The sequence below is a fragment of the Amycolatopsis sp. NPDC051061 genome, from assembly GCF_040682935.1.
Lineage (GTDB): Bacteria > Actinomycetota > Actinomycetes > Mycobacteriales > Pseudonocardiaceae > Amycolatopsis.
Genome location: NZ_JBFBBZ010000002.1, coordinates 160,950 through 176,433, shown reverse-complemented (window position 1 = coordinate 176,433; position 15,484 = coordinate 160,950). Strand labels below are relative to the sequence as shown.

The window sequence follows — 15,484 nt, the reverse complement described above, 5'->3', positions numbered from 1 at the left end:
GTGCCGGCTGAGCCCTAGGGGAGGGGCAGGCTGAGACGCCGGCGCCAGGCCCCGCGCGGGAAAACCCCGCCGGGGCCGGGAGCCGCCAGGAGCGGCTCGTGGCGGCCCGGCCGGCCGACGTGGGGGTAGGCCGGCCGGTCGCCAGGCTCCCGGAAAACCGCAGCTCAGCTCACGTTCGCCGTGCAGAGCGCGATTGTCGTCCCGCTGTTTTCCGCGACCTTCTTGCCGTCGACCAGAATGGCGCAGCTGATTTCGTTGTTGAGCTGCGCATTGCGGGTGTCCGCGGTGAGCGTCAACAGGTAGGAACCATTGTTGTAGGACGCCTCGCCCTCCCAGGCGTCGGTGCTGGCGGGCGCGTTTTCCGTCCGCTGGTCGGACAGGCTGCCGTACCGCACGGTCGCGCCGCCGGCGGAGGTCACCTGGAACGTCACAGCGTGTTTGTCCGCGGCCACCGCGGGCAGGTGCAGCCCGGCCTCGCCGCTGCCGAGGAAGGTCGAGTACAGCAGCACCCCGGCCGTCGAGAGCAGCGCGGCGACCGAGACCACGGTGGCGGTGATCGCCAGCCCGCGATCGCCCGCGGTGCCCTTCTTGACCTGGACCAGCCCGACCACCGCCAGGACCAGCCCGATCCCGGCCAGCGGCCACGCGACGAACCCGATGTCCGGGACGAAGGCGACAACCAGCGCGGCCACACCGAGCACCAGGGCGACGATCGCGAGGATGTTGCGGCCGGGCTTCGCGTTGGCCTGACGACGCTCCGAGGCCGTCACCGGTGGCGCGGGCCGTCCGTGGCGGGCGGCGGTCGGCGGCGGGTACTGCGGGTCGGTCATCATGCGAACCCCTTCGGGTGGGAGTGCGACGACGTTAACCCATAAGAGTGCCCACGAACGAAATTGTTACATTCTGGAAAAAGTCATTGTCCCACCATTTTGCGTCAGGTATCGGTATTTCCTGACAACGCGCGCAGGGTGTGGCCCGGTGATCAATGGGAAGAATATCGGAGGTCCCACTGTTCGCGTGGCCGTGTGGCCTACGACGACCGTCGGTTCCGGTGTTCAAGACTAAAGTCGCGTACCGGACTTATCAGTCGAAAAGGCTCACTTCGGGGGTGATTTCGAGGAGCTCGAAAACGGGACGGCCGCGGCGCCCGTCGATCGTCGTCGTCCGCACGACGCGCAACCGGGCGGTCACCGGGCGGTCGAGGTTCTCCTTGATCTCGTCGAGCAGGTCCGGCGCCACCGCGCCCTGGATGGTCCCGCCCGATTCGCGATCGAGGTAGAAGATCCGGCGCCGGGTGCGGACGCCGTCGAGCCGCCCGCGCACCGTTTCGTAGCCGACGGCCTCGCGCGACTCCCGGAGGCTGCCCTGCAGGATCCGCGCCTGCTCGGTCGTCATGCTGCGCGTGACCTGCTCGCCCGCGGTCGGCGTCAGCGCCATGCCGATGCCGGCGTTCTTCGCGACCGCGTTGACGATGTCGCTCACGGCGTTGCGGACGGTGTCGCGCTGCAGCAGCACGGCGTCGAGCGCGCCGTCGTCCGAGCCGTTGGCCGGCAGGAAGTCGCAGAGCTCCTTGACGGCGCGCTCGGACAGCGTCTCGATGCCGTCGACGATCAGCGCGTCGTCGGAGACGTCGAGCTCGGGGAAGCCGAAGAAGATCGCGTTGCCCGCCTGGCCGCGCTGGATCAGCGGCGCCTTGTCGCGGTCGGCCTGCTGGACGATCGTGACCTCGCCGGACGGGTTCCGGATGATGTGCCCGATCTTGGCCGTCGCGTCCTGCAGCGCGCGGCTGATGTCGGAGAAGGTGTAGGCGTCGATGCTCTGCTCGCCGATCACCGAGACGTGCAGCAGCGGCGACCGGGACGTCCGCTCGAACTTGGCGTTCGCCGCCATCGCCGAGGCGCGCGCGAGGTCGTCGAGCCACGTGCCGCCGGGGATCTCGTCGGCGATGCGCCGGAACTCGTTCCTCACCAGATCATCTCCGGGTAGCCCCTGCCGCCGTCGGCCCAGACCTCGGCCCAGACGTCTTCGTCGCCGGGACGGCACAGGAAGCCGTCCAGCATGCCCCCGACCGGCTGAACCTGATCGAGGTACATCGCGGGCTGCCCGACGATCACGCCGCGCAGCGTGAGCAGGCCGTACAGCGCCGATCGGCCGGCGTCGTCGAGCCGCTTCAGCGCGCCCCACTCGTCCGGGATGAGCACGACGTCGAGGCTCTGCGGCGGGTGCGCGGTGCGCGTGACGAGCTCGCCGCCGATCCACGCGCGCCCGGACGGCATGATCCGGCGGGCCACGCCGAGGTAGCTGTTGAGCGCGCTGAAGAGGATCTCGCGGTCGTTCTGGTGCGGAGCGTCGAAGACCAGGCGTTCGTAGACGTCGGCGAGGTCGCACGCGTGGCGGCCCGGCGGGAGAACCAGCTGGGGCGTCCAATGGGGGAGCGCCACGCCACCCCCTCCTCAGGCCTCGCTCACAGTGCGTAGCCGAACTTACCAGGATGGGGGTCAGCCACCGCGCCCAGGTTGGTGCGGCCACTGCGGGGTGACCTCGTCGGCCTCCGGCCAAGCGGGTTCCTCCTCGGCCGGCCAGTCCTCGGCTTGCGCCCCGCGCTGCGGCGGCAGCGGGAGATGGCCTTCCCGGTGCCCGACGGGCTCGGGTTCTTCGTCGTCGTGGACGTGTTCGGGCCGCTCGACCCCGGGTTGCATCCAGGCCGCGGGGATGAACTGCGTCTGCTCGGCCGCCGACGGCTCGGGCTCGGGCTCGTCGTAGGCGTCCACGAACTCGGGTTCGGGCTCGGGTTCGGGCTTGGGGCGCTGGGTGGTGCGCAAGACGAGCCACGAGGTGAGCGCGCCGAGGGCGAAGGCGATGATCAGCCACAGCCAGATCTGCCCGAACAGCCACACCATCTGTTCACTCACCCCTTCAGACGACCGTGATTTCGACGCGGCGGTCTTCTTCGCCGCCGTTGTCGGGCCGGGTGTCGCCCAGTCCGCGGTAGGTCACGCGCTTGGTCGTCAGCCCGTTGGTGGTGAGGATCCGCGCGACGGCCCTGGCGCGGTCCCGGGAGAGCTTCAGGGCGGCGCTCTCGCCGCCGGGACCCCGGCCGACGTGGCCGGTGACGCGGTACCGGAAGGTGGCGGGCGACTTGGCGAGGGCGACCGCGACGGCGCGGGCGGCCTGCTCGCCTTCGGGGGTGAGCCGCGCGGTGTCCGGCACGAAGGCGATCGGCACCTCGGCGAGCATCCGGTCGATCTCGGCCTGCACGCCGGCCTTGTCGGTGGGCGGCGGCGGAGCGGTGGCACTGGTGGTCGGCGGCGGGCTGCTGGTCGGCGGGGGCGCGCTGGTGGTGGGCGCGCTGCTGCTCGGGGCCACGGGGGTGACGTCGCCTTGCAGCTGGGCGGCCCGGACACCGTCGACGCTCTGGACGACCTCGAGGGCTCTGAGCGCCTGGTCGGGGGCGAAGCCGCTGAGGGTGGCGTCCCGGCCGTCGAAGGTGACGTTGCCTTTGGAGAGCCCGGCTTCGGCGAGTGCGGCCTGGGCATCGGAGGTCAGGTCACGTTGGATGTCCCCGCCCTGAGCCCAGGTGACGACCCCCGCCAGCAGCGCGGTGATAAGCACCGCGATCGGGACCACGAGGATCCAGCGACGACCACCGGACATAAGGGGACTGTAAGCCGGGTGACGCGGGTTGGCGAGCGGGAGAAGAGTGGTCGTCCACAAGTTGTCCCCAGGCAAGTCGACATGTGGACAACTGGCTGCGCTGTGATCGCTCGGGCACTTTCCGTCGGCGGTGGCCGATACGCTGGAAGCGGGGCGGCCCCCCAGGGAGCGGCGGGGTCTGTCCGGGCCCGGGTGGTCGGCGGGGTTTGTCTGGCCCGGGTGGTCGGCGCGCGGGATGGCTTGCGAGGTGAGGTCGGCTCGTCCGCCGGGGCTGCGTGGTCGGGTTCGAACGTCGCGAATGACTCATTGGCGACCTCCGGCGCCGCGAATGAGTCATTCGCGACGTTCGGGAAGCGCGCTTTGGCGGAGTCGGACTGTGGGCAGCCGCCGCCCGGCCTGGCGTGTCAGCCCGTGGGAGCCGCCGGCGCGACCAAGGCCCAGCCCGCACCCCCGGGCCGCGGACCTCATGAACGACTCGTTCAGGGCCTCCGACGACATGAACGACTCGTTCATGACAACCGCCGCCGGACCCACAAAGCCGTGAGCACCACCTTTAGCGAACCCCGACAGGCCTCAGCTGGCCTGCTGCCGAGCCTGGGGGTTGTCGGGCACCTCGAGCACGTCCAAAGGCACATAAGGTGCCAGCTGAGGCCGCTTGGGCGACAACCCGTCCCCCACGGACTGGCCCCGCAGCTGCCGCCGGATCCACGGCAGCAGGTACACCTTCGTCCACGCCAAGTCCGACCGCCGCGAGTCGATCCAGCGGCTCGGGACCAGTTCCGGGGACCACGGCTCCCGCCAGTCGGTCTCCATCGGCACCCCCAGGACCTCGGCCGACTTCATCGCGATCCGCCGGTGGGCCTCCGGCGAGAAGTGCAGCCGGTCGTCGCTCCACGCGCGCCTGTCGTGCAGGGGCCCCATCGTCCACAGGTCCACCAGCCGGGCCCCGTGGCGCTCCGCGATCGCCCACAGGTGGGCGTTGTAGATCCCCACCTTGCCGCGCAGGACCGACATCACCGACAGGACCTTCGTGTCCGGCCCGTTGAAGATCAGCACCGGGATGCCCGCCGCCCGCAGCTTCGCCACGCCCTCCTCGAGGCGGGCCGCCACCGCGTCCACGTCCGCCCCCGGGACGATGATGTCGTTGCCGCCCGCGCACAGCGTGACCAGATCGGGCTTCAGTTCCAGGGCGATCGGGAGCTGTTCGTCCATGATCTCGTCGAGCATCTTGCCCCGCAGGGACAGGTTCGCGTACTGGAAGCCGGGTCGCCCACCCGCCAGGATCTCCGCGAGCCGGTCGGCCCAGCCTCGAAACGTGCCGTCCGGGAGCTCGTCGTTGAGCCCCTCGGTGAAGCTGTCCCCGATCGCCACATAGCTGTCGAATCCGTACACGCTGGGTCCCCTTCCCGTCCTGCGACCGACTCCCCGACATGTAGTTGTACACCACAACTAACCGTCCGGGCCCCACCGGAGTTCAGCCTGCGGTAACAGTGTCTTATCTTGTCGGCCTTCTCCGCCTCTCTATTACGTAGTCTTCACCTTCCGCATGCCGTGACACAGCACACTCGAAGGCAATCACCAGACTCCTGTGGCGAACATCTCCCTGCTTGGAGGCTCGGCGCCGCGATCCGGCACGCTGGAGACGTGTCCGCAGAACCCCGTGAGTCGCTGGCGCAGATCCTCGGTGGCCGCCGGGGCGCGCTCGACGCCAGCATCCCGCCCGCCGGCTTCGTCGTCGGCTGGCTCGCCGCCGGGCAGTCCACCGCCTGGGGCGCCGGTGTCGCCATCGGGGTCGCCGTGGCCCTCGGGATCTACCGGTTCGCGCGCGGCGGGAAGATCCGCGCGCTGGTCGTCAGCCTGGCCGCCGTCGTCGCGGCCGCGCTGATCGCCTTGCACACCGGCCGGGCCCAGGACTTCTTCCTCCTGCAGCTGATGTCCAATGTGGCCAGCGCGCTGCTCTGGGCGGCCAGCATCGTGATCCGCTGGCCGCTGCTCGGCGTCGTCGTCGGCCTGGTGCTCGGCCAGAAGACGCGCTGGCGCCGCGACCCCGTGCTGCTGAAGGCGTACTCGCGCGCCAGCTGGGTGTGGGTGTTCGGGCAGTACGTGCTGCGGGTGGTCGTCTACGGCCTGCTGTGGTGGTCGGGCCAGGTGATCGCGCTCGGCGTGGCCCGCACGGTGCTGTCGTGGCCGCTCGTCGCGCTGACCGTGGCGGTGAGTGGGTGGGTGCTCTACCGGGCGTTGCCCCCGGAGCATCCCGGCCTGCGACTCGCCCCCGAAACCGGCCCGGACGACGTACCCAGGGCATAAGGCGGCCCCCGGCGAGGGGGGAGGGTCCGGGGGCCACTGCCTACGTTACCCGGACAACCCGGGTTCAGTCGACGCTTTGACGTCTTCACATCGCGTTTTACTCACTTTTTTAGGGAAATACTGGTCTAACCACCCCTTCGCCGAAGGCGTCCACGGCCGCGAGCCAGGCCGCCCCGAGCACCCCATCGGAGCTGGTCAGCACCTCGAGCCCGGCCAATCCGCGGCGCACGAGCGCGCCGACCGGGCTGGTTCCGGTGAGCACGGAACCCACGAGCACGACCGGGGTCGATTCGCCGGGTTCGCGCGCGGCGAGGGCGTTCGCGACCAGAAGTTCGGCCGCACGGGTGACGATTTCGCGTGCGCCGGCCTCGCCCGCGTCGTGCGCCGCGCTCACCAACGGGGCGAACCGGGCGAGCCGGACCGGCGCCTCGGCGTTGGCGTTCGTGATCAACGCGCGTGACGCCGCGAGCCGTTCCGCGTCCGTCCGGACGTCCAAAGCGGACGGTCCGAGCGCGGCGGTGAGCACCGCCGAGGGAAGCCCGTCGAGGGGCAGGCCGCGCCCGAGAGCCTCCAAAGTGGATCGGACGGCTTCGCGGCCGAGCCAGAACGCGGAGCCTTCGTCGCCGAGCAGCCAGCCGTAGCCGCCCGCGGTGCCGGCCAGCCGGCGCTTGCGGATCCGGCCCGCGATGGAACCGGTGCCGGCGACGAGCACGGTGCCGTCCGGCGCCGACGTCGCGGACGCGTACGCCACTTCGGCGTCGGCCACGACCCGGACGGCAGTGAGCCCGATTCGCGCCCACGCCTCGTCGAACACCGCCGCCACGCGCACGTCGCTGAGCTTGCTGACCCCGGCCATGCCGACGACGCACGCCCGCACGCCGCCCGGATCGTGCGCGCCCAGCGCCGCGGTGATCGCGTCGGCGATCCGGCCCGCGGCGACCTCGGGCGCGTGCGCGTTGGGATTGGCGCCGTCGCCGCGTCCGGTGCCGAGCACGACGCCGGCGGCGTCGACCAGTGCGGCCCTGGTCGACGTTCCGCCGGCGTCGACGCCGATCGCGAACGTCACCTGGTCTTGGTCACCTTCAGCAGGCCGCGCGGGCTGTCCGGGTCGCCGCCGCGGGCGAGCGACAGGCCGAGCGCGATCCGCTGGATGGGCAGGATCTCCAGGATCGGGGCGAGCTCCTCGACCGTCGGCGCGACGTCGATGCGCAGCGCCGCCGGCACCTCCGAGGCGGCCGAACCGACGGCGAGGACGTCCGCGCCGCGCTTGCCGACGGCCTCGAGGACCTCGTGCATCGCCTGGCCGCCCTGTCCCTTGCTGGTCACCGCGAGCACGGCGGTCTCGCCGTCCACCGCCGCGACCGGGCCGTGCAGCAGGTCCGCGCCGCTGTACGCGCGGGCGGCGAGGTAGCTGGTTTCCGCGAGCTTGAGCGAGCCCTCCAGCGCCGACGCGTAGGAGTAGCCGCGGCCGGTGGTGAGGACGCGGTCCACGAAGCGGTACCGGTCGACCGCGCGCTGGACGCCCTCGGCGGCGCCGTCGAGGGTCTGCTGCGCCAGCTCGCCGATCTTCTCGGCGTCGGCCGCCTTGCCGCCGCGCACCGCGTCGATCAGGAGGTAGAGCGCCATCAGCGTCGCCGAGTACGTCTTGGTCGCGGCGACGGCCTTTTCGACGCCGGCGCCGATGTCGACGCCGAGCTCGGACGCCGCCCGCAGCGGCGAGTCCGGGGTGTTGGTGACGGACACCGTCAGCGCACCCTGGCGGCGCGCCGTCTCGGTGACCTCGATCAGGTCGGGCGAACCACCGCTCTGACTGACCGTGACGAACAGCACGTCCCGCAGATCGGGCCGCGCGCCGTACAGCGTCGCCGTGGACGGGGAGACAAGACCAGCCGGAAGGCCGAGCAGTACCTCGATCAGGTACTTCGCATACAACGCTGCGTGGTCACTCGATCCACGCGCGGCGAGCAAAGCGAAGCGCGGAGGCCGTTGTGAGATCTTTTCCGCCACCTCGGCGATTTCCGCCTGACGCCCCACCAGTCCGGCCAAGACGTCCGGCTGCTGGGCGATCTCCGCGGCCATGTGCTCGCCGGGCCGTTGTTCGGTCATCATTTTCCTCTCCACCTCCGGCATTATGTACCGGACTCAGGCGGCGTCGGTCAGGTCTAGACCAATCTTAGCGGGGCGGCGCGTTTGGGGAAAAGGGTACGTTTCTTACGGGGACGTGGCGCGCAATGAGGGAAGACATAGGGAGTCGGGCATGTTGGAGACCACCACCACGGGCGAGGCGGGCGCCGTCGCCGGGCTGCGCGGGCAGCGCGAGCCCAAGTACTGGGCACTGAAACAGCACCTCCTCGACCTCCTGGACGTGCTGCCGCCCGGGTCGCCGATCCCGACCGAACGCGCGCTCGCCGGGGAGTTCACGGTCTCCCGCACCACTGTGCGCCAGGCGCTGGCCGACCTCACCGCCGAGGGCCGCCTGCACCGTGTGCAGGGAAAAGGCACCTTCGCGGCCGAGCCGAAGCTCGCGCAGCGGCTGCAGTTGTCGTCCTACACCGAGGACATGCGGCGCCAAGGCCTGAAGCCGTCTTCGAAGCTGCTGGAGCTCGAAGAGCTGCCGGCCGAGGGCGACCTCGCGAAACTGCTCGGAATCCGTACTGGTGCGAAAATTCTTCGCCTTCGACGGCTTCGACTCGCGGACTCGCAGCCGATGGCGCTGGAGACTTCGCACCTGCCGGCCGGCAGGTTCCGCGGGCTGCGCAAGCACGTCTCGGCCGGCGGTTCGTTGTACGCCGTTCTGCGCGAGTACTACGGAGTGGAACTGGAACGCGCCGAAGAGTCGATCGAGACCTCGCTCGCCGGTCCGGAAGAGGCGGAGATGCTCGGCGCCGACGTCGGCATGCCGGTGCTCCGGCTGACGCGGCACTCGTTCGCCACGGACGGCAAGCCGGTCGAGTACGCGCGCTCGGTCTACCGCGGCGACCGGTACAAGTTCGTCACGACGCTGATGCCCTGACCCGGTGTTGACGGCGATCACCCCGCACTGTGAAGTGGCGGGGTGACTGCCACCGATGACACCGGGATCCGATGGGGGACGCACGCCGCCCGCGGCGTGCTCGCCACCACCATCCTCGGATCGGGCATGGCGATGCTCGACGGCACCATCGTCAACGTCGCCCTGCCCCGCATCGGCACCGAGCTGAACGCCTCCGTCGCCGGGCTCCAGTGGATCCTCGACGGCTACCTGCTGGCGCTCGCCGCGCTCATCCTGGTCGCCGGCTCGCTCGGCGACCGGTACGGCCGGCGCCGCATGTACCTCATCGGCGTCGTCTGGTTCGGCGTCGCGTCCGGGCTGTGCGCCGCCGCCGTGTCCACCGAGATGCTGGTCGCGATGCGGATCCTGCAGGGCATCGGCGGCGCGCTGCTGACGCCGGGGTCGCTCGCGATCCTCCAGTCGTCCTTCGCGCACGACGCCCGCGCCCGCGCGATCGGCGCGTGGTCCGGCCTCGGCGGCATCGCGGCGGCCGCCGGACCGCTGCTCGGCGGCTTCCTCGTCCAGGTCTGGTCGTGGCGGCTCGCGTTCCTGATCAACGTCCCGATCGCGGTCGCGGTCGTGCTGATGGCCCGCAAGTTCGTCCCCGAGTCCCGCGACCCGGAGGCGACCGGGCACCCGGACTTCGGCGCCGCGGCGCTCGGCGCGATCGGCCTGGCCGGGGTCACCGGCGCGCTGGTGGAGGCGCCGGGACGCGGCATCGGCGATCCGATCGTGCTGGTCGCGGGCCTGCTGGGGATCGCGGGACTGGCCGCGTTCGTCCTCGTCCAGCACCGTTCGCGCGAGCCGCTGGTGCCGCCGTCGCTGTTCCGCGACCGCACGTTCACGCTCTCGAACGCGCTGACGTTCGTCGTCTACGCGGCGCTCGGCGGCGTGATGATGCTGCTGGTCATGCAGCTGCAGGTATCGCTGCACTACTCGCCGACGGCGTCCGGTCTCGCCGGGCTGCCGCTCACGGTGATCATGCTGCTGCTGTCGGGCCGTTCGGGCGCGCTGGCCCAGCGCATCGGGCCGCGCGCGCAGCTGGTGATCGGCCCGATCGTCGTCGGCATCGGGATGCTGCTGATGCTGCGCATCGCGCCCGGTGCGTCCTACTTCGGCGCGGTGCTGCCCGCGGTCGTCGTGTTCGGGCTCGGCCTGGCGACGGTCGTGGCCCCGGTGACCGCGACGGTGCTCGCCGCGGCGCCGGACCGCTTCGCCGGCGTCGCGTCCGGGGTCAACAACGCGATCGCGCGGTCCGGCGGGCTCCTGGCGGTGGCGGTGCTGCCCGCGGCGGCGGGCCTGACCGGCGAGGCGTACGCCGACCCGGTGGCGCTCACGGCCGGCTGGCGGACGGCGCTGATCATCTGCGCCGCGCTGGCGATCGCCGGCGGGCTGATCGCGCTGGGCATCCACAACGGCGTCCTGGAGCCGCCGTCTTCACCCGCGCCTCGGGACTCCGATGAGTGCCCGCACCTGGGCGAGTGCTACCACTGCGGCGTCGAGGGCCCGCCGACGCACATCCGCGGCGGCTCCCCGGTGGCCGGTTCCTAGCGCCCCAATGTGGCCTTCGGTGCGTTGAACGCACCGAAGGGGCCCTTGGGTGCGTTGAGCGCAACCAAGGCCACATTGGGGCGCTGGGGTCCGGCTAGTTCGCGAGGATCTCGGCGAACAGCGCCGGGTCGGCGTTGCCGCCCGAGACGATCGCGACCGTGCGCCCGGCCGGCAGCTCGTCCGCGTGGAACAGGTACGCCGCCGTCGCCACCGCGCCGCTGGGCTCGGCGACCAGGCGGGCCTTGCGGGCGAGCGTGCGCATGGCGTCGCGGATCTCGTCCTCGGTGACCGTGACCATGGCGTCCACGACCTCCCGCAAGTGCGCGAAGGTCAGCTCGGACGGCTGCGCCCGCAGGCCGTCGGCGATCGTGCGGGCGCGGTCGGCCTGCGGCCAGTCGACCTGGCGCCCCAGGCGCAGCCCCTCGGTCGTGTCGCCGGCCAACGCGGGCTCGACCCCGATCACCTTCGCTCGCGGGCAGCGCGCCTTGATCGCCGTGCCGACGCCGGAGGCCAGCCCGCCGCCGCTCACCGGCACCAGCACGACCTCGACGTCCGGGAGGTCCTCGGCGATCTCGAGGCCCGCGGTGCCCTGCCCGGCGATGATGGCCGCGTCGTCGTAGGGCGGGACGAGGGTCAGCCCGCGTTCGGCGGCCAGTTCGTGCGCTTTGCCCTCGTGTTCGCCGATCGGCACCTCGATCACCTCGGCCCCGTACGCGCGGGTGGCCTCGACCTTGATCCGCGGCGCGACGTCCGGCACGACGATCACCGCGCGCACGCCGTACTGCTGCGCGGCGTAGGCGACGGCCTGCGCGTGGTTGCCGCTCGAGTAGGCGATGACCCCGCGGGAGCGCTGCTGCTCGTCGAGGGAGCCGATCGCGTTGAACGCGCCGCGCACCTTGAACGCGCCGACCGGTTGCAGGCTTTCGGGTTTGAGCCACAGGGTTCCGCGGGGATCCCACGTCTGGAGCAGCAGGGGCGTGTGCACGGCGACACCTCGGACGCGCTTCGCCGCGGCCTCGATGTCAGAGATCGTCACCAGTTCCATGTGCCGAGTATGTCAAGAAAGTGTTCGTTCTGGAGTGTCTATTGTGGACAGATGGAGTGGCGCTCCTCACGCTCCGGCAACGCGGGGAGTGCTTCGCGCGCCTTACACGTTGGACAAGGGGAGAAGACTTACTACCGGATCGGGATCATGAGCAAGGAGAACGCAGCGGCTTCCGAAGCGAAGGAAGAAAAGTCCGGCCTGCGCATCGCGCAGGTGATGGCGGCGGCGCTCGCGGCGGTGACGGCGGCGCTGCTGGGTTCGACGCTCGGCGTGGCGGGCACGGTCGTCGGCGCGGGCGTGGCGAGCGTGATCACGACGGTCGGCGGCGAGGTGTACCTGCGCTCACTGCAGCGCACTCGCGAGGCCGCGCTGAAGGCGCGTCAGCTGGCGACGTCGGGGATCCGGCGGCGCGGTACCGGTTCCGAAGTGGCGCTGGCCGAGCAGCCGACGGTCCAGCTGCCCCGGCCGGAGTCACCTCCCGAGGAAGAGCCGTCGCGGCTGCGCAAGCTGCGCTGGCCGTTGATCATCGGGACGAGCGTGGCGGCGTTCGCGGTGGCGATCTTGGCGATAGTCGGCTTCGAGTCGGCGACGGGCACCCAGATCGGCGGCGGCACGGGCTCGAGCATCGGCAAGATCTTCGGCAACGGCGGCAACACGGACCCCACGCCCTCGACGACGCCCACCACCAGCACGAACGACACCCAGGACTCGCCGACGAACACCCCGTCGACGACCACGGAGACATCAACCCCGCCGACGACGTCGAGCGAGTCGCCGACAACGACCCCGACGCCGAGCACGACGGCCCAGCAGCCGACGACCTCGGCCCCGGCAACCAGCCAGGGCGCGGCGACCACCCCGACCCCGTAAAGCCGTGAAGGCCTCCTTACCGGCTCTTATGGCCGGTAAGGAGGCCTTCACGGACTTCAGGGGAGGCGGGCGCGCAGGGCGCGGGCTGCCGCTTCGGGGTCCTCGGCCTCGGTGATCGCCCGGACCACCACGATCCGGGACGCGCCCGCCGAAAGCACCTCCGGGAGCCGAGCACCGTCGATCCCGCCGATCGCGAACCAAGGCCGCGAGACGGCCGAAGCGGAGACGGAACGCACCAGGTCCAGCCCAGGCGCCGAGCGACCCGGCTTCGTGGGCGTAGGCCAGCACGGGCCCGTGCAGAAGTAATCCACCCCCGGCTCCGAAGCCGCGGCCGAAGCCTGCGAAACCGAGTGCGTCGAGCGCCCGATCACCACGTCGTCGCCCAGGATGCGGCGGGCCAGCGGCACCGGGATGTCGTCCTGGCCCAGGTGGAGCACGTCCGCGCCGACCGCCAGCGCCACGTCCGCCCGGTCGTTCACCGACAACAGCGCTCCGTGCCGGGCGCACGCCTCGGCCAGCACCTCCAGCGCCGCGATCTCGGCTGCGGCTTCCAAAACACCCGTCTTGTCACGCAGCTGGATGATGTCGACGCCGCCGGCCAACGCCGCGTCGGCGAACGCGGCCAGGTCGCCGCGGGCCGAGCGGGCGTCCGTGCACAGGTACAGGCGCGCGCTGTCGAGGCGGGCGCGGATCTTGTCACCGGAGAGGGCGGGCATAGCGGCGACCGTACCCCGCAAGGTGATAATCCGACCCAAGGCAGGCCGGCCGTCGAGCGGTACGTGCCGTTGCCGCGAAAGCCATCCGGCCGTGACTGCGGTTGGATTATCAACGAACGGCACAGTAGGGTGGACGAGTCCGCACGGGAGCCCGAGGGACGGGCTGAGAGGGAGCTGCCGCTCCGACCGTGGAACCTGATCCGGGTCATGCCGGCGCAGGGAGCGTGATTCCCATGACGAACACCTTGGCCGTCGTAGGCGGCGGCGTGATCGGCCTGTCCGCGGCGTGGCGAGCGGCGCGAACCGGCCGTGAAGTCACCCTCTACGACCCCGAACCCGTCCGCGGCGGCGCGTCCTGGCTGGCCGGCGGCATGCTCGCCCCGGTCACCGAGGCCTGGCCCGGCGAAGAAGACGTTCTCACCCTCGGCGAAGCGTCGTTGAGACTTTGGCCCGGCTTCGCGAGTGACCTCGTGCAGGAAGGCGTCGACCCCGGCCTGGCCGGGCACGGGACGCTCGTCGTCGCGTTCGACAGCGCCGACGCCGGCCACCTCGACATCCTTGCCGGTCACCTGCACTCGATCGGCCGCGTGGCCGAACGCCTCACCGGCCGGGAGACCAAGCGGCTCGAGCCCGGCACCGGATCCGTCCGAAGTGGACTCCACGTGCCCGGCGACCTGGCCGTGGACAACCGGAAACTGCTGCACGCTCTCTACGCGGCCTGCCAGAAGCGAGACGTCCGGTTCGTCCGCGAGCGCGTCGAACGGATCCCGGACGCCGACGCCGTCGTGCTCGCCGCGGGCGCCTGGACCGGCCGGCTGCACCCGCAGCTCGCCGACGCCGTCCGCCCGCTCAAGGGCGAAATCCTCCGGCTCCGGCCCCGCCGCGGCTGCCTGCCCCCGCCGACGCGCACCGTGCGCGCCGTCGTCGAGGGCCGGCCGATCTACTTGGTCCCGCGCGGCGACCAGGAGCTCGTCCTCGGCGCGACGCAGTACGAAGCGGGCTTCGACCGGGCCGTCACCGCGCGGGGCGTCCGGGAGCTGATCGAGGGCGCCGAGCGCGTCTTCCCCGCGATCACCGAGTACGAGCTCGTCGAGACCGCCGCGGGCCTGCGGGCCGGCAGCCGGGACGTCCTGCCGTACATCGGCGTCCTGGACGACGGCGTCTTCGCCGCCACCGGGCACCACCGCAACGGCCTGTTGATGGCCCCCGTGACCGCGGACGCCGTGGTCGCCTGGCTCGAGGGCGAGAAGCCGCCTGAAGGCGTCGAAGCGGCCTCACCCACCCGCCTGCACCAGAAGGAGCACGTGTGATGGAGATCAAGCTCAACGGGAAGTGGACGGAGTTCCCGGACGGCGCGACCGTCGCCGACGTCCTCGACGCGTCCGGCGGGCAGCGGCCCGGCATCGCTGTCGCGGTCGACGGCGTCGTCGTCCGCCGGAGCGACTGGCCGGCCACCGCCGTGCCCAAGGGTGCCGGCGTCGACGTGCTCACCGCGGTCCAGGGAGGCTGAAATGGACGAAGAACCGCTGGTCATCGGCACCTGCAAGCTGACGTCCCGGCTGATCATCGGCACCGGCGGCGCCGCGAACCTCGCCGTGCTCGAACGTGCGCTCGTCGCGTCCGGCACCGAGCTGACGACCGTCGCCATGCGCCGCGCCGACGCCGAAGGCGGCTCCGGCGTCCTCGAACTCCTGAGAAGGCTCGGCATCGAGCTGCTGCCGAACACCGCGGGCTGCCGCACGGCCGCCGAAGCGGTGCTCACCGCGCAGCTCGCGCGCGAGGCCCTCGGTACCGATCTGATCAAGCTCGAGGTGCACGCCGACGACCGGACGCTGCTCCCGGACCCGATCGAAACCCTCGACGCCGCCGAACGGCTGGCCGCCGACGGGTTCACCGTGTTCGCCTACACGAACGACGACCCGGTTCTCGCGCTGCGCCTCGAGGAGGCCGGCTGCGCCGCCGTCATGCCGCTGGGCGCGCCGATCGGCACCGGCCTCGGCATCCGGAATCCGCACAACATCGAGCTGATCGTTTCGCGAGCGGGCGTGCCGGTGATCCTCGACGCCGGAATCGGCACGGCGTCGGACGCGACGCTGGCGATGGAGCTCGGGTGTGACGCCGTCCTGCTGTCCACCGCCGTCACCCGCGCGACCGACCCCGAACGGATGGCCACGGCGATGCGGTCGGCCGTCGTCGCCGGTCACCTGGCCCGCGGCGCGGGGCGGGTGCCGCAGCGGTTCTGGGCGCAGGCGTCGAGTCCACCCCGGTGAACTGCTGCTCTTCGGGGGCTCCGGGTGGCGGAGCCCCCGG

Annotated in this window: 17 protein-coding genes and 1 riboswitch; of the genes, 7 read left to right on the top strand and 10 right to left on the bottom strand. The window is 71.5% G+C overall.

Annotation, left to right across the window (positions count from 1 at the left end):
• Positions 1-164: 164 nt before the first annotated feature.
• The 6 genes from AB0N03_RS03565 to AB0N03_RS03540 form a co-directional block, all read right to left on the bottom strand.
• Positions 165-833 (bottom strand): DUF4190 domain-containing protein, encoded by a 669-nt coding sequence (locus tag AB0N03_RS03565; RefSeq protein ID WP_364364751.1) that lies wholly within the window; start codon positions 831-833, stop codon positions 165-167.
• Positions 834-1,083: 250 nt separating this feature from the next.
• Positions 1,084-1,968 (bottom strand): hypothetical protein, encoded by an 885-nt coding sequence (locus AB0N03_RS03560; protein ID WP_364364748.1) that lies wholly within the window; start codon positions 1,966-1,968, stop codon positions 1,084-1,086.
• Complete coding sequence (locus AB0N03_RS03555; protein ID WP_364364745.1) at positions 1,965-2,441, bottom strand: hypothetical protein; 477 nt, start codon at positions 2,439-2,441, stop codon at positions 1,965-1,967. The genes AB0N03_RS03560 and AB0N03_RS03555 overlap by 4 nt, the downstream gene beginning before the upstream one ends.
• Positions 2,442-2,498: 57 nt before the next feature.
• Entirely contained in the window at positions 2,499-2,912 is a 414-nt protein-coding gene (locus AB0N03_RS03550; protein WP_364364742.1) for a hypothetical protein, read from the bottom strand.
• 4 nt (positions 2,913-2,916) lie between these two features.
• Complete coding sequence (locus tag AB0N03_RS03545; RefSeq protein WP_364364740.1) at positions 2,917-3,654, bottom strand: OmpA family protein; 738 nt, start codon at positions 3,652-3,654, stop codon at positions 2,917-2,919.
• Positions 3,655-4,227: 573 nt separating this feature from the next.
• The gene (locus AB0N03_RS03540) at positions 4,228-5,046 is read right to left on the bottom strand and encodes an SGNH/GDSL hydrolase family protein (RefSeq protein WP_364364737.1); all 819 of its coding nucleotides are present in this window, start codon (positions 5,044-5,046) and stop codon (positions 4,228-4,230) included.
• A gap of 252 nt (positions 5,047-5,298) precedes the next feature.
• Here AB0N03_RS03540 and AB0N03_RS03535 point away from each other — a divergent pair, with 252 nt between their 5' ends.
• A complete protein-coding gene (locus tag AB0N03_RS03535) occupies positions 5,299-5,961 on the top strand; it encodes a DUF3159 domain-containing protein (RefSeq protein WP_364364735.1) in 663 nt (220 codons plus the stop codon).
• Positions 5,962-6,070: 109 nt separating this feature from the next.
• Here AB0N03_RS03535 and AB0N03_RS03530 read toward each other — a convergent pair whose 3' ends face one another.
• Together AB0N03_RS03530 and AB0N03_RS03525 are read right to left on the bottom strand one after the other, a co-directional pair.
• On the bottom strand, positions 6,071-7,027 hold the full coding sequence (locus AB0N03_RS03530; protein ID WP_364364732.1) for a BadF/BadG/BcrA/BcrD ATPase family protein: 957 nt from the start codon (positions 7,025-7,027) through the stop codon (positions 6,071-6,073).
• The gene (locus AB0N03_RS03525) at positions 7,024-8,070 is read right to left on the bottom strand and encodes an SIS domain-containing protein (RefSeq protein WP_155540596.1); all 1,047 of its coding nucleotides are present in this window, start codon (positions 8,068-8,070) and stop codon (positions 7,024-7,026) included. Before AB0N03_RS03525 ends, AB0N03_RS03530 begins: the two co-directional genes overlap by 4 nt.
• A gap of 148 nt (positions 8,071-8,218) precedes the next feature.
• Between AB0N03_RS03525 and AB0N03_RS03520 the strand changes: the two genes are divergently transcribed.
• Both AB0N03_RS03520 and AB0N03_RS03515 read left to right on the top strand, forming a co-directional pair.
• Entirely contained in the window at positions 8,219-8,974 is a 756-nt protein-coding gene (locus tag AB0N03_RS03520) for a GntR family transcriptional regulator (RefSeq protein WP_364364728.1), read from the top strand.
• Between the two features lie 42 nt (positions 8,975-9,016).
• The gene (locus AB0N03_RS03515; protein WP_364364725.1) at positions 9,017-10,543 is read left to right on the top strand and encodes an MFS transporter; all 1,527 of its coding nucleotides are present in this window, start codon (positions 9,017-9,019) and stop codon (positions 10,541-10,543) included.
• 94 nt (positions 10,544-10,637) lie between these two features.
• Here AB0N03_RS03515 and AB0N03_RS03510 read toward each other — a convergent pair whose 3' ends face one another.
• The gene (locus AB0N03_RS03510; protein ID WP_364364723.1) at positions 10,638-11,588 is read right to left on the bottom strand and encodes a threonine/serine dehydratase; all 951 of its coding nucleotides are present in this window, start codon (positions 11,586-11,588) and stop codon (positions 10,638-10,640) included.
• 147 nt (positions 11,589-11,735) lie between these two features.
• Here AB0N03_RS03510 and AB0N03_RS03505 point away from each other — a divergent pair, with 147 nt between their 5' ends.
• Positions 11,736-12,458 (top strand): hypothetical protein, encoded by a 723-nt coding sequence (locus tag AB0N03_RS03505; RefSeq protein WP_364364720.1) that lies wholly within the window; start codon positions 11,736-11,738, stop codon positions 12,456-12,458.
• Positions 12,459-12,514: 56 nt separating this feature from the next.
• On the opposite strand, the gene thiE is transcribed toward AB0N03_RS03505, so the two are convergent.
• The gene (gene thiE, locus AB0N03_RS03500; RefSeq protein WP_364364717.1) at positions 12,515-13,174 is read right to left on the bottom strand and encodes a thiamine phosphate synthase; all 660 of its coding nucleotides are present in this window, start codon (positions 13,172-13,174) and stop codon (positions 12,515-12,517) included.
• 133 nt (positions 13,175-13,307) lie between these two features.
• Positions 13,308-13,413: riboswitch (TPP riboswitch) on the top strand.
• Here thiE and thiO point away from each other — a divergent pair.
• The 3 genes from thiO (at position 13,408) to AB0N03_RS03485 (ending at position 15,444) form a co-directional block, all read left to right on the top strand.
• On the top strand, positions 13,408-14,484 hold the full coding sequence (gene thiO / locus AB0N03_RS03495; protein WP_364364714.1) for a glycine oxidase ThiO: 1,077 nt from the start codon (positions 13,408-13,410) through the stop codon (positions 14,482-14,484). It overlaps the preceding riboswitch by 6 nt.
• Positions 14,484-14,684, top strand: coding sequence for a sulfur carrier protein ThiS (gene thiS, locus AB0N03_RS03490; protein WP_364364711.1), 201 nt, complete (start codon positions 14,484-14,486; stop codon positions 14,682-14,684). The genes thiO and thiS overlap by 1 nt, the downstream gene beginning before the upstream one ends.
• A 1-nt stretch (position 14,685) precedes the next feature.
• On the top strand, positions 14,686-15,444 hold the full coding sequence (locus tag AB0N03_RS03485) for a thiazole synthase (RefSeq protein WP_364364708.1): 759 nt from the start codon (positions 14,686-14,688) through the stop codon (positions 15,442-15,444).
• Positions 15,445-15,484 lie beyond the last annotated feature (40 nt).

What these genes read in the sequence shown, in the direction of transcription:
- AB0N03_RS03525 (WP_155540596.1), bottom strand. Translation starts at nt 8,070, where the DNA reads ATGATGACCGAACAACGGCCCGGCGAGCACATGGCCGCGGAGATCGCC.
- AB0N03_RS03520 (WP_364364728.1), top strand. Translation starts at nt 8,219, where the DNA reads ATGTTGGAGACCACCACCACGGGCGAGGCGGGCGCCGTCGCCGGGCTG.
- AB0N03_RS03485 (WP_364364708.1), top strand. Translation starts at nt 14,686, where the DNA reads ATGGACGAAGAACCGCTGGTCATCGGCACCTGCAAGCTGACGTCCCGG.
- AB0N03_RS03565 (WP_364364751.1), bottom strand. Translation starts at nt 833, where the DNA reads ATGATGACCGACCCGCAGTACCCGCCGCCGACCGCCGCCCGCCACGGA.
- AB0N03_RS03545 (WP_364364740.1), bottom strand. Translation starts at nt 3,654, where the DNA reads ATGTCCGGTGGTCGTCGCTGGATCCTCGTGGTCCCGATCGCGGTGCTT.
- AB0N03_RS03505 (WP_364364720.1), top strand. Translation starts at nt 11,736, where the DNA reads ATGAGCAAGGAGAACGCAGCGGCTTCCGAAGCGAAGGAAGAAAAGTCC.
- thiE (WP_364364717.1), bottom strand. Translation starts at nt 13,174, where the DNA reads ATGCCCGCCCTCTCCGGTGACAAGATCCGCGCCCGCCTCGACAGCGCG.
- thiS (WP_364364711.1), top strand. Translation starts at nt 14,484, where the DNA reads ATGGAGATCAAGCTCAACGGGAAGTGGACGGAGTTCCCGGACGGCGCG.
- thiO (WP_364364714.1), top strand. Translation starts at nt 13,408, where the DNA reads ATGACGAACACCTTGGCCGTCGTAGGCGGCGGCGTGATCGGCCTGTCC.
- AB0N03_RS03510 (WP_364364723.1), bottom strand. Translation starts at nt 11,588, where the DNA reads ATGGAACTGGTGACGATCTCTGACATCGAGGCCGCGGCGAAGCGCGTC.